The 13,224-nt window shown below is 49.0% G+C and carries 9 protein-coding genes; all 9 read right to left on the reverse strand.

The annotated features are described in order from the left end of the window. Nucleotides 1-22: 22 nt before the first annotated feature. The 9 genes from GC098_RS23790 to GC098_RS23830 all read right to left on the reverse strand — a co-directional run bounded on the left by GC098_RS23790 (nt 23) and on the right by GC098_RS23830 (nt 13,217). The gene (locus GC098_RS23790; RefSeq protein WP_171645704.1) at nt 23-805 is read right to left on the reverse strand and encodes an SDR family NAD(P)-dependent oxidoreductase; all 783 of its coding nucleotides are present in this window, start codon (nt 803-805) and stop codon (nt 23-25) included. After that, nucleotides 802-3,966 carry a beta-galactosidase subunit alpha gene (gene ebgA / locus GC098_RS23795; RefSeq protein WP_246358893.1) on the reverse strand — a complete coding sequence of 1,055 codons (3,165 nt, stop codon included), beginning with the start codon at nt 3,964-3,966 and terminating at the stop codon, nt 802-804. The genes GC098_RS23790 and ebgA overlap by 4 nt, the downstream gene beginning before the upstream one ends. Nucleotides 3,967-4,112: 146 nt before the next feature. After that, complete coding sequence (locus GC098_RS23800; RefSeq protein ID WP_171645705.1) at nt 4,113-5,309, reverse strand: response regulator transcription factor; 1,197 nt, start codon at nt 5,307-5,309, stop codon at nt 4,113-4,115. Nucleotides 5,310-5,353: 44 nt separating this feature from the next. Next, on the reverse strand, nt 5,354-6,181 hold the full coding sequence (locus GC098_RS23805) for a carbohydrate ABC transporter permease (RefSeq protein ID WP_171645706.1): 828 nt from the start codon (nt 6,179-6,181) through the stop codon (nt 5,354-5,356). An 18-nt stretch (nt 6,182-6,199) separates the two neighbouring features. Beyond that, the gene (locus GC098_RS23810) at nt 6,200-7,084 is read right to left on the reverse strand and encodes a carbohydrate ABC transporter permease (RefSeq protein WP_171645707.1); all 885 of its coding nucleotides are present in this window, start codon (nt 7,082-7,084) and stop codon (nt 6,200-6,202) included. A gap of 191 nt (nt 7,085-7,275) precedes the next feature. Continuing rightward, nucleotides 7,276-8,598 carry an ABC transporter substrate-binding protein gene (locus GC098_RS23815; protein ID WP_312880310.1) on the reverse strand — a complete coding sequence of 441 codons (1,323 nt, stop codon included), beginning with the start codon at nt 8,596-8,598 and terminating at the stop codon, nt 7,276-7,278. 97 nt (nt 8,599-8,695) lie between these two features. Then, complete coding sequence (locus GC098_RS23820; protein ID WP_246358894.1) at nt 8,696-10,489, reverse strand: sensor histidine kinase; 1,794 nt, start codon at nt 10,487-10,489, stop codon at nt 8,696-8,698. 224 nt (nt 10,490-10,713) lie between these two features. Next, the gene (locus GC098_RS23825; RefSeq protein ID WP_246358895.1) at nt 10,714-12,264 is read right to left on the reverse strand and encodes an extracellular solute-binding protein; all 1,551 of its coding nucleotides are present in this window, start codon (nt 12,262-12,264) and stop codon (nt 10,714-10,716) included. A 77-nt stretch (nt 12,265-12,341) separates the two neighbouring features. Beyond that, nucleotides 12,342-13,217 (reverse strand): carbohydrate ABC transporter permease, encoded by an 876-nt coding sequence (locus GC098_RS23830; RefSeq protein WP_171645708.1) that lies wholly within the window; start codon nt 13,215-13,217, stop codon nt 12,342-12,344. Between the last annotated feature and the right edge of the window lie 7 nt (nt 13,218-13,224).

Below are 13,224 nucleotides of genomic sequence, written 5' to 3' on the forward strand. Positions count from 1 at the left end.
GCTGCCTCCTTATGAGTTTGTATTATGCCAAACCGCCGCCATCAACAACAAGCACGCTCCCCGTTACCCATGTGGATAAGTCGCTAGCTAAGAAAAGCACGGCACTTGCGATATCGCGCGGTGTTCCGAGCCGTTCAAGCGGGCGTCCCGACGCTGACGATACGAGAAACGAGCCTTCCTCTTGTCCGAGCTGCTTCGCTTCGTCCCGTAATAGAGGCGTATCTGTGTCTCCTGGGCAGACGCAATTCACACGAATGTTGTCTTGGCCATGGTCGATTGCCATCGCCTTCGTCAGATTGACGACGCCAGCTTTTGCCGCACAATAGGCGGCCGCCTTATCTCCGCCTTTGAGCCCCCAGCCGGAGCCGGTGTTAATGATACTTCCGCCGCCGCTTTGCGCCATGAACGGAATCATATATTTAGAGAGCAGATACACTCCCTTGAGTGAGACATCAATCACAAGATCCCAATCCTTTTCCTCTAACTCAACAACCGTTTTGCGGCGAATGACACCCGCATTGTTGAACAATATATCGATATGGCCGTGGTCGCGCATAATGGCTTCGGCTGTTCGCTTGCAGTCTTCCCCAGAGGTCACGTTACATGAATAGAACGCAGCTTTCCCGCCGCCTTCCACGATACTTGCCGCAGCGGCCTGTCCTTGGGACTCATTAATGTCCAGAAGCATGACATTCGCACCGAACTCAGCGAGCATGGTGGCTGTCGCCAATCCGATTCCCGAAGCGCCTCCCGTCACTACCGCTACTTTCCCTGTCAAATTGAGTGCGTCCCATGTTTTGTTCATTTTGTCGTCGCTCCTTTTTTCGCTAATGCGGTTGGTGAAATCATTTCTTTATGATAATGTGTGATCGCGAGTTCGAATCGGAACTTTTCAGCCTTCAATGCATAAGCAGGAAGCTGGGCAGGACCACAGCTATTGCTGCCGAGCCCATTTTGCCGGTAGTCAAGGTTCAGCGTAATCGTATCTCTCGGCGCTAACTCCGTACTGTGCTTGGCCTTCTCAAAGTCTTCGGCCCTATAACGATGAGCGGAAAACTCAAGCTGCGGCTCTCCGACTGCAAGCAGCCCAATGCCGCGGACGTTAGTAAGCGACACCCAAGCAACATCCGTTCGATTGCCGTTGTCCTGTGGAAATACGTACGGTGTATACAGTTCATCGACGGAAGCTTGGTAGAGTCCAATCAAATTGGCCCGCTTACTGTCGCTATAGCATTCGCCAGGTCCCCTGCCGTACCAGTTCACGCAGTTGAGATTACCCGGCAGCTCCATCCGGAGGCCGATTCTCGGCAGCATGCTCGGCAGCTTCCCAGGTCCATCAGGCTCGCCTTCAACCTCAATACGGACTTCACCGCTGCTGGAAACCGTATAACAATACGTGCAGCGGAACCCATAATCATGAACTGGCGGAGCAATTCGAACGTACGTTCTAACGATGGCCGTCGAAGCTCCTGTTTGCTCCCATTCCACCCGCTCTACGCGATGCTGCAGTCTGTCGAGATGCGCTTTGCGCCATTCCTCCACGATGTACATATCGTTGTCGATCGGCGCCCGCCAGAAGCTTAGTACAGGACCTTTTCCCGTCGCAATAACGTCCGTACCTTCGTACCTCCACCTCTGAATCGTCCCTTTCAGCTGGTCGAATACGAGCTCGAACTGCGGCCCCGTAATCGCCAGCAAGTGCCCGGATGTCGTACACATTAACGGCTCGGCATTATCCACCCTAGGCTCAGTTCTGTCTAACGCATCCCGCTGATCGTTTGTTTGCATCCCTGCCGTCAGTGCCGTCAGTTGAAATTGCGCCGTCGCCACTTCATGACCCCTTTTCGCCCAGAGAACATCCTTGTTCAAGCAAAAACTCAATGTAAGCTGGCAATCCAAGTGCACCTCTGAAATTCGCGATCCATTCGCAATCGGCAGTTCAATCGTTGCATTCCCTTGTGCCGGAATGTGCGGCAATTCCCGGGAACCGCTATCCAGCAGCTTGCCATCCCCATACACCGACCAGAACAGTTCAAGCCCATTTAGAGATATAAAATCGTATAAGTTCGTAATTTCCAGCAAACCGAGGCTCAAATCGACCTCTTTCACTTGTACCGGTTCAATGACTTTCTTGTATTCGAGCAGGCCTGGCGAAGGCGTGCGATCAGGGAAAATAAGTCCATCCAAGCAAAAGTTCGCATTGTTCGGCACATCGCCGAAATTTCCGCCATACGCATAATATGTCTTGCCGTCTTCCGTAGTCTGCTTTAGTCCATGATCGATCCATTCCCACACGAAGCCGCCCTGCAGCCGCTTATGCTTACGGAACGTTTCTTGATACTCCGTTAGTCCCCCTGGACCGTTGCCCATCGCATGCGCATATTCGCAAATGATATGCGGCAGCGCATAGCCTTCTTCCTCGGCAAGTGCGGTCAGCTTTTCGACCGATGAATACATCGTACTGCTGACATCAACAGCTTTCAGCTCTCGATCTTCTTCATAATGAATCAGCCTCGTCGGATCGTTCGCCCTGCACCAATCGGCCATCGCCATGAAATTGCAGCCGAAGCCGGATTCGTTGCCGAGCGACCAGAAGATGATGCAGGCATGATTCTTATCCCGCTCCACCATCCGCTGTACTCGATCCACGTATGCTTCCTTCCACGCGGGATCGTCGCTAATGCGGCTAATGTTGCCGAGCGGTTCGAAGCCATGCGTCTCCAGATCCGCCTCATCCATCACGTACAAGCCGTACTCATCGCACAAATCGTAAAAGCGCGGATCGTTCGGATAATGCGCTGTCCGTACCGCATTGATGTTATGCTGCTTCATCAGAAGCACGTCCTGCAGCATCGTCTCGAAAGGCGTGATGCGTCCGAGCTCCGGGTGATGGTCGTGTCGATTCACCCCATTAAGCATGATGACAACACCGTTCACATAAAAGTTGCCGTCCTTCAGCTCAACCTGGCGGAAACCGATGCGCTGCGGAACGATTTCTAAGTCCTGTCCCTCCGCATTGGTCAGCGTGAGCAGCAGATTGTAAAGCTGCGGATCCTCTGCCGACCACAGCTGCGGATTCGCCACGTCCAGTTGAAGCTCCACGACTTGCTCTGCCCCGCTGGGCAATGTCACATTGTTCGACTGTATGGCGCCAATCAGGGCAGTGCCCGAAGCGTCCAATAGCTGCGCACTCAGCATGTATCCAGCCATCTCATCTTCAAGCAAATTTGCGATACTTGCCTTGATGGCTAACAAACCGTGCGTATACTCTTCCGTCAAATCCGTCCGAATCGTAAAATCCCGAATCTGCACTTGCGGTCTTGCAAACAAACTAACATCACGAAAAATTCCGCTTAGCCACCACATATCTTGATCTTCCATATAACTGCCGTCCGACCATTGAACGACCCGCACCGCAAGTGTATTCGAGCCGGAATGTACAAAAGGGGTAATATCGAATTCCGACGGTAAACGGCTTCCTTGACTGTAGCCGACCTCCTGCCCGTTCACCCAAAGATGAAACGCGCTGTCCACGCCTTCAAATCGGAGCACGATTTGCCTGCCGTCCCACATCTGCGGAACATGAAAAGACTTGCGATAACAGCCGGTCGGATTATCCGAAGGCACATACGGCGGGTCTACGGGGAACGGATAGTGCAAATCCGTGTAATGCGGTTTTCCATAGCCTTGCAGCTGCCACATGCCCGGCACTTCCACCCGGTCCCAGCCGTCATCCTCGTAGTCCTCCGTATGAAAGTACTCCGGCGCGCTCGCCGGGCTTTCCGCGTACGCAAATTTCCACGTCCCGTTCAACAAACGATACCAGGGAGAATTCCCTCTCTCATAGGTGAGAGCGCTTTCTCTTGTCGTATAAGATTGAAAGTAGCTGCGCGGCTTCATCCTGTTTCGCTGCAGCACCTGCAAGTTCTCCCAATCGTTCGTTAACGCCCGAATTCCGGTTTTCAACGTCCTCGCCCCCCGTCATGATAGTATTTTATTAATGATTGCGCTTAGAATTGCTGTTAGTATAAAGGGAATCGGCTTGCAAAAGAACGGAATTCTAACGCCATTTTTATGCCAAATTGTCGTTCACAAGAGCTTGTTCTCGCCCTTCAGGTGCCTTTTTGTCCGGTCAAATTCGTCTTTTTGTTCGCTCGGTATTGGCTCGGCGTCATACCTGTACACCGTTTGAACCATTTGCTAAAATAATTCGCGTCGATCATTCCGAGCTGATCGGAAATATCGTTCACCGTAAGCCCGGTGTTAAGTAACAGCTCATCTGCCTTCTGCAGCTTGTATTTGGCTTGAAAGTCGATGAAATTTTCACCTACCGACTTTTTGAAAAGCGTGCTAAAATGACTCCGACTAAGCCCGACCCGGTAGGCCAGCTCGGCAACCGACCAGGTTACGGATTCCCCGGACGTAAGAAGCTGTACCGCCTTGGAGATCGGCTCGGGCCAGCTCCCTGCCGCTTGATCGTATAGCGAATTTGACTGCATATCCGCATACGTCTCGCTTACAGCCTTCATCCAACTGTGCGAATCGGTAACCGGACCACTTCGCGTCCAGCTAAGTGATCCGATCCGACTTTTCGCTTCCTTCCATTTCAGTTCTAGTGCGCCGGGCGTATCTTCCTTGCAAACGAACAACTGCTTTTCCGAGCCGCATGGGATGCGGATGTGTCTTTGTCCCGGCGCTGGTTCCCATTCATCGTCCTGCATCCGTTCTAATTCGCCGACAACCCCATAAACCTCGCAGCCTGTTTTCATCCAGGCCCAGTCGCTATCAAGCCACTTTCGCAGCTGCTTCTCCATCTCCTCGGCAGAATAAAAACCGCCAAGCCACGCACCAATATAGGCGATCTGGTCTTTCGCATCCAGGGCGGCATCTTCGGAGTGTTCACCCTGCAGCCGCTGTCTCTTGTGGAACAGCTCCTGAAACTGCCTCAGGTATGACTCCATTTCCTCTTCGTCCATGTCCGTCTTCAGCACATAACCAGATGCTCCGAGCTTGAGTCCCTGCTTCGCGTAAGCAAAGTCCTCGTGGCAACTGAGCAGCAGCACACTCGTCTCCGGAGCGACTTCCTTCACCTTCAGCGCCAACTCCAACCCATTCAGCTTCGGCATCACGATATCCGTAATGACGACATCTGGCTTGTACGCCACGAACGCCTCCCAACCTTTCAGGCCGTTAGCTGCATCCGCCACCACTTCCATATCGAAACGTTCCCAAGGGATTGTTGCGCGAAGCCCCTTGCGAACAATAAGTTCGTCGTCTACAATAAGCACCTTGATCGATTTATCTGCCAACAGTGTCGCCTCCTATACAGTCCAAACGGATTGCTAACACTATTTTAACCTTTCACGGAGCCGTCCATAAGCCCTGATATAAGCTGCTTCTGGAAAATGAATATAATCGCAAGCATTGGCAAAATACTGATGACCGAGCCTGCCATGATTAGGTTGTACGGGGTGCGTACACCCGCCTCCAAAGAGCGGATCGCAACGGCGATCGTCAAATGCTCAGGCGAGCGCAGTAAAACCGTCGGCCACAGAAAATTGTTCCACTCTTCCACGAAAAAAATGATGCCAAGCGACGCGAACGCAGGCAGAAGGATTGGAACGATGAGGCGGAAGTACATCCGCACCTCGGAGCAACCGTCGATTCTGCCTGCTTCCAACAGCTCGTTTTCGATAGAAGCACAGTACTGCCGCATGTAAAAAATACCGAATGCACTCGTCAGTCTGGGCAAAAGAACGCCCCAAAGGCTGTCGATTAGTCCCAGCTTACGGTAAATCATAAACAGGGGAATCATCGCCGACTCCATTGGCACCATCAGCGAAGCTAGAACCAGGCCGAACAAAAGACCTTTACCACGAAACTTGTATTTGGCAAAGGCGAATCCCGCTAGCGAACAAAACAAGAGCGCGCCCGCCGTTCCTGTAGTTGCTGTAAACAAGCTGTTCAGGATGACATTTCCAAAATGTTTCTCCGTAAAAAGTTGCGTGTAGTTTTCCCAGTGCAGGACACTAGGAATCCACACCGGGGGTGTCACGAAAATATCGCTCCTCGCCTTGAGCGACGAGCTGAGCATCCATACAAACGGAAATAGAAACAGAGCCGCTATCGCTAAAAACAGCACAAACAAGAGACCAGAGAGGGCCGTTTGCCTTTTGTTCATATCATGCACCCTCCCCTCTTAATCGTTATCGCGGAACAGCCGCAGCTGAACCACTGAAATAATTAACATTAGAATAAAGAAAAACATCGCTAATGTAGATGCGTATCCAAAATTCAAATTTTGGAAGCTTTCCTTGTAAATCAACACGACGGGTGTCGTTGTCGCTTTAGCCGGTCCTCCGTTCGTTAAGATGAACGGCTCCGTAAACAGTGAGAACGTCCCAAGCGTTGAAAGAACGGTACAGAAGGCGAGCAGCTTTCTCATCATTGGCACTGTCAAGTAGATGAACGATTGCAGCGCATTCGCTCCATCCACCTTCGCCGATTCATAGAGTGATTTCGGGATATTTTGCAAGCCGCCAAGCAGTAGAATCATGTTGTACCCCGTCCAGCGGTAAATAACGAGCAAAGCGACCGAAATCCGCGCCCACCCCGGCGTCTCCAGAAATGGAACCGGTGAATGGATCAGTCCAGCCGATAGCAGTAGCTGGTTAAGCACACCATTGCTCGTGTTAAAAATAAGCAGGAAGACAAACGATATGGCGACGACAGAAGTAATATTCGGAATGAAAAAGACAGTGCGAAAAAAACCTTTCGCTTTCATCAAGCCGCTGCTGAGACATACGGCAAAGACGAGCGCAAGCAGCAGCATGATCGGAACGTAAAGCATGAAAATGATCACGCTGTTGAACACGGAATACCAAAAATCGCCGCTTTGCAGCACGTTGATATAATTCGTCCATCCGACGAACTCCTTCTCTGCTTGGCCGTGCCATTTCGTAAAGCTCAAGTAAATCGAATAAACAAACGGCGATAGTGTAAATAGCAAAAAACTGACCACGAACGGAGCGACGAACGCGTATGGCGCGGTTTTCAATTGCCATTTCCAATACGGACTCTGCATCGTGCCTCCTCCTAAGCGTTTTGCGTTGCGCAGTGCAAAAATGACTTCGCAAGCATTTAATTGAAAGCGTTTTCTTTGTACAGCAAAGAGCCTTCATTTCCGTTTATTTGTCGTATGTCATGATGTCTTCCACGGAGCGAAGGCTGCTGCTTATACATTTTTTTGCGATATGCTTATATGCTGCCTTGGAATTACTTGCGGCCTGTTTTTTGCCTAAGCTGCGTGGCCGTTTTTTGGAAGACGCTTTCCACCGATTTGTTGTCGAGGAATATTTCAGCAAAGGCGTTGATGACCATTTCATTGGCTAGCGGATAATCTTTTGTGTATACGATCGGCGCAACCTTTTTCACCGCGTCTACATAAAGCTGACGGACCGGCTGATTGTTGAAATACGGTACTTTTTCCTGGAAAATAGGATCGCTGTACGTTGTTTCAAGCGAAGGGAACAGTCCGCCTTCCTTCATCATTTTCAGCTGAGAGTCCGAACTCCCGAGCATAAATTCGATAAACTTCCAAGCTTCTTCCGGGTGCTTGGAGTTTTTGTTGATGGCTAAGTTCGAGCCGCCATCGATGGCGCTTGCGTATTTGTCGTCCTTCGACCATTTCGGCATCGGAGCGACCGACCAATTGCCTTTGCCCTCCGGATCGATCTGCGTCGGAAGCAGAGCATCGTACCAGGAAGCGCCTACGACCGTGGCGAATTTGTTTTCCTTAAACGAGTTGTACCAAGCATCGCTCCACGGTTTCGCTTCATACACATACCCTTGTATAACCATATCGACGAAGTATTGCCCCATCTTGATGACTTCCGGATTGTCGAGCTGTACCGAACCGTCTTGTCCGAAATACCAGAGTCCGTGCTGCCACAGCATTTGGCCAAAGAACGTGGCGTCGGTCTTCGTCTTGGAATCGGCCATCATCGCATAGCCCGTTTTTTCCTTCAGCTGTTTGGCAAACCGCATGTAGTCGTCCCACGTCTGCAATTGCGACGCGACTTCCTTCGGATCGGACGGCAGTCCCGCCTTCTTGAACATATCGTTGCGATAGAACATGACAACCGGTCCGCTATCCCACGGCATCGCGTAAACTTTATCGTCTTTCGTCGCATCCGCCCACTTGTAGGCGTTCATTTTATCCTTATAAGGCGCTACTTTGCTGCTGATATCGAGCAGGCCGCCCGTTTGCACCATTTGGGACAAACGCAGCGTTTCCAAATTCACAACGTCCGGAACGGCGTCGCCGGAGCTCGCTGCGATCAAGAAGTTCTGATAAACGTCCGCCTGAGCCAGCACATGCAGATCGACATCGATATTCGGGTACTTAAGCTTGAAGGCAGGCATGTTCAAATCGATCACGTTCTTGGCATCTTCCCAAATCCAGACGACAACTTTCGTCTTCTCACCAGAACCGCCGACTTCATCTTGCTGCTTCGAGTTGGTACAGCCAGAAAGCACAGTCGTCAGCCCAACAACCATGCAGAGCGCTGCTAGCGTGAGTTGTTTATTTCTCTTCACTTTACATTCCCCCTGTTTATGTCCCTTGCCTGTGCTCTCATTATACGAGGATTGTAAGCGTTTCAAAATGGCGGTTTGTTCGGAATGTAGTGTCAACTTATTCGAACTTTTCAGGGCTATGTGCCATTTTGTCCGAACCATCTGGCAATTTGTTTGAAAGTGGGTTATGGGGTTCCCGAATTTCTTCCTTCATTGGCCAACGAATCGTAATCGTCGTCCCATTTCCTTCCTGCGACTCGATCTTCATGCCATATTGCTCGCCAAAATGCAGCTTAAACTTCTGATCCACGTTGAAACAGCCTAGTCCTCCCCGACCCGACCTCGGCATCTGTTCGTCAAGCAGCGTTGCCAATCGTTGTTCCGGTATCCCTTCGCCATTATCGGCAAGAACGAGCATCAGCTCGCCTTTATGTTTGGCGACCGTTAACTTGATGGTACCTTCCCCATCCTCAAATCCATGAAAAAAACAGTTTTCGAGCAAGGGCTGCAGTGTCATGCGCGGTATCAGATAATGGTTCAGTTCCTCCTCGACGCTCGATTGAAATTCGAACGCGCCTCCGTAGCGCACTTCTTGTATTTTCAAATAATGCTCGACGGTGCGCAGTTCCTTATGCAAAGGAACTAACTCCTGAGTCGTAATGAGACTGCCTTCCAGCACCTTCGTCAGATGATAAATCGTTTGTCTGATTTCATCGTCCCCTTTGAGCTTTGCCTGCCATTGGATCGAGTTCAACGTGTTTAAAAGCAGATGGGGATTGATTTGGTAATGAAATGCTCGCAGCTCGGCTTCCTTCTTCAGCTGTTCTTTCTTCGTTACCTCTTGAATAAGCGTCTGAATTTGCTCGACCATGCTGTTGAAACTATTACCTAATCGTCCGAGCTCATCTTCGGATCCTAGATCGATTCGCGAATGCAGCTTACCGATGCCGACGAGCTCCATTTTGTTTTTGAGCCGCTTGATCCGCTTCGTAATTTGCGAGGAAAACAGAAACGATACGATAAGCGCTAGTAAAAGTGTTCCCGCTATAACAAAGGCCGTCAGCGGCTGAATAACATTAACGGAGCGATACACCTGTTCATAGGGCGTTCGGACTTCCACCGTCCATTTATTCGATTCGAGCGTTTTCGTCCAGACAAGATCATCGTCTTTGGACATTGCCGCTTTCGGAGTATCGTAGATCGCTCTTCCGGACGCATCACGGATGGATACGAACGAATGCAGCTCTCCTTCCAGCATCCGAAACGAATCGAGCACTTTCGTTGCATCTACCTCGATGAAAATAAATCCGTTCGTGAACGTCCCATACTGACTGCTTAGCGGAAAGACGAATCCCATTACCTGATCCGGCAAATTCAAATTACGGGCGATATAATAATCCGGCGCGTGGAAGCCCGTCCAATATTCGCCGTGCAGCCCGCTAGGAATCGCTTTCCACCAGTCTGACTGACGAAGCCGATCGACATTAATTTGCGGAGAGCCGTAGTAATAGCCCGACTGCGTGATGAGATAGATGCCCGTTGAGTCCATCGTCTTATGTGCATCGAGAAACCGCTCGAAGTTTTTTTGATCGAGAAAGCTCGCGTAGCTGCTCGGCTCCTCTTCATGGAGTGTATTGTTGAGCGGGTCGAGCAAATAGGAATAAATATAGCGCGAGGTCATTTGCATTTGGCTGGCGTACGTGTCGAGCTGTGCTTGCAGCTGATTGACGGCGGATTGCCCGTACTGACCGATTTGTGCTTGTACGATCTGCGACGATTTGGCGTACGACAAGTAACCGAGAATGTTGAGCGGAATAATGGCGACAATTAGAAAAAATAGAAACAGCTTCGCGCGGAGATTTCTTTTTGGGTAGAAAAACAAGGATTGCATGCGGCGGATCGCTGTATTCATGGAAGTTATCTCCTCACGTAAGTGACAATAGTTGAGTTGGCGTTGTTTTAAACTTAGCACTACTTCTTTACGGGGTCTACATCTCCTTTTTTCCAAATTCCCTTTAGCTTTTATACCTCCATCGAAGATCATTTAATAACAGACAAAAGCAAATAAACCGCAGTAGCGGTCTATTTGCTAATCAAACTGATTAAGTTAAATGATTTTTTGGTTTTCCAAGATACTTATTTCTTTACAGTTGCATACCAATCGTTGACTTCTTTGAAGCTTACATCTCCGCCAGATGATTTAAATTTAGCTATGAATGCGTCCAAACCGCTTAATGGTTCAGCTCCGAAAATCAGCTTCGTCGTATAGTCTCCCACCATTGTGTTCAACTGTTGGAAGTTTTTAGAGAACTCAGGCAAGTAAGGAGCGAAGCCTAGTGGATCTTTGATTCTGGTATTCGCCGGTTGAATCGTGTTCATGAAGTTCCAAGCATCGAACAAACGCATATCCTTACGAACACGTGCCTGCCAGTAAGTCGGATAGTTTGTGTCGTCCGTACCCATCAAGAAGTTGTTCGCTCTATTGCGCTCATCAGTGAAGATCGGTTGAATCGGCGTATATGCGCCATCCTTGAACGTATAATGCTTATTTTCTTCGCCAATCGCCATGGTCTTGAAGGTTTCTTTTTCAAGCTTAGCGTTCATCCACTTAATCGCATCTTCAGGATGCTTGGAAGCTTTAGGTATAAAAGTGATACGGTCAAAGCCTGATGGTGCGGTTAACCCGGATTTTCCATCTTTACCTTTTAGCGCTGGAATAAAGTTAGCTTTCGCAGTAGGGATATTTTTAGCCAATGCATCAGCAATGACAGGTACGTCAGCCCAGTGAAGCATAATCATGCCTGCTCTTCCGCTTGTGAATTTCTCTTTAGCGGTAGCATCTTTATTAGCGGCAAACTCTTTGTCGAGCAAGCCTTGTTTAAAGAGATCAGCGGCAAAGGTCACATAATCTTTGTAGGCAGGGTCTAGAACTCGCGGTGTTAGCTTGCCATTCACATCATTCCAGAAGGTCGATATGCCAAAAGCACCGACGATGTTATTAATGAACATCGCTTCGCCTCTTATCGTTAACGGAATATTCTTGTCTCCGTTTCCGCCAGGATCTTTCTCTTTGAAGGCCTTCAGAACGGCAACGAGCTCATCCAATGTTGTAGGCGCTTTCATACCTACTTTATCAAGCCAATCTTGCCTGATGTACAAGCTTTCGCCTGCAGAGGGAAGCGTTTTGGTTGGGATTGCATATAGTTTACCATCTACTTTTGCAGCTTCCAGGGCGTTAGGATCAATTGCCGCTTTAATATTCGGTCCATATTTGTCGATCAACGGCCCTAAGTCCGTTAAAGCTCCTTTTTTCGCATAATCTGCATATAGCGCTTTGAAGTCTGCGGTTCCGTTTGTAGTAATAGCATCATAAGGTTCTCCGGAAGCAATCAAGATGTTCAGCTTGTCTGTAGGCTTGTCCTGTGGCATCATATCGTATTTCACTTTGTAGCCGGTCTTTTCTTCAAGGAATTTAGCTACGGGATATGTGTTGTAATCTTCCTGCTGCCAGACTTGAAGCGATTTTAACTCCGGTTTTGGTCCAGCTGATGCTGGAGCTGCTGAGGCGGTGCTTGGAGCTGCGCTGCTTCCTGAGTCTGTACTTTTCGAAGAGCAAGCGACAAGAGAAGTTACAGATAAGCTTGCTGCGAGCGTTAGCAGCATCATTTTTCTTTGTTTTTTTAACATGTGCGAACCTCCCTGGTAATTGTGTTTAATATATCATTAAACCCTTGATGCTAACATCAAGGGTGTTTAATGCAAATTCACCCTTTTACAGAACCAATGAGCACACCTTTGACAAAATGCTTTTGCAAATAGGGATACACGAGCAGCATCGGTATGATCGAAGCGATGACGGTTGCAGCTCGAATACCTTCCGGTGATGCGTTCATCATATCGTCAGCACTTTTGGTTACGGCACTTGAGCTATCTGCATCCAGGACAATATCACGCAAGTACAACTGCAATGGCTTAAGGCTTGCGTCATTAATGTAGAGCATAGGGTGAAAATAGTCATTCCAGAAGTAGACCGCATAGAAAAGAGCAATCGTTGCGATTACAGGTACGCTTAAAGGAAGAATGATGCGAAAAAGAATCGTAAAGTTACGAGCGCCATCCATTTTGGCGGATTCTTCAAGAGCCTCAGGCAAAGATTCATAGTAGCTTTTGATCACCAGCATATTGAACACACTAATGAGAGCTGGCAGCATCAGCGACCATAAGCTATTAATTAAGTGGAGCTGTTTCATTAGCAAGTAATTGGGAATAATACCGCCATTAAACATCATCGTGAAAACAAACAGCAGCATAATCATCGAAATGCCTGGAAGATGCCTTTTGGACAATGGGTAAGCCGTTATTGCTGTCACCAGAATCGCAAGCACTGTACCTACAACCGTTATCAGTAGAGAAACCCCTATTGAGTGGAGAAACTGGCTGGAGGATACCACATATTTCATCGTTTCTAGCTGGAAGCCGACCGGAAAAATCCCTACTTTACCGGATATCACTGCCGATTCATCACTAATGGCTTTGGATAAAATATTGGCTAGTGGCAGCAAAGTAGCTAAGCCGGAAAGTAGTAAAACAAGATAAATACAGATGTCTAAGGACCAATCACTAAGCGTTTTTTTATGCATGTTTCCA

This window comes from Paenibacillus phytorum, from assembly GCF_013141715.1.
GTDB classification, from domain to species: domain Bacteria; phylum Bacillota; class Bacilli; order Paenibacillales; family NBRC-103111; genus Paenibacillus_E; species Paenibacillus_E phytorum.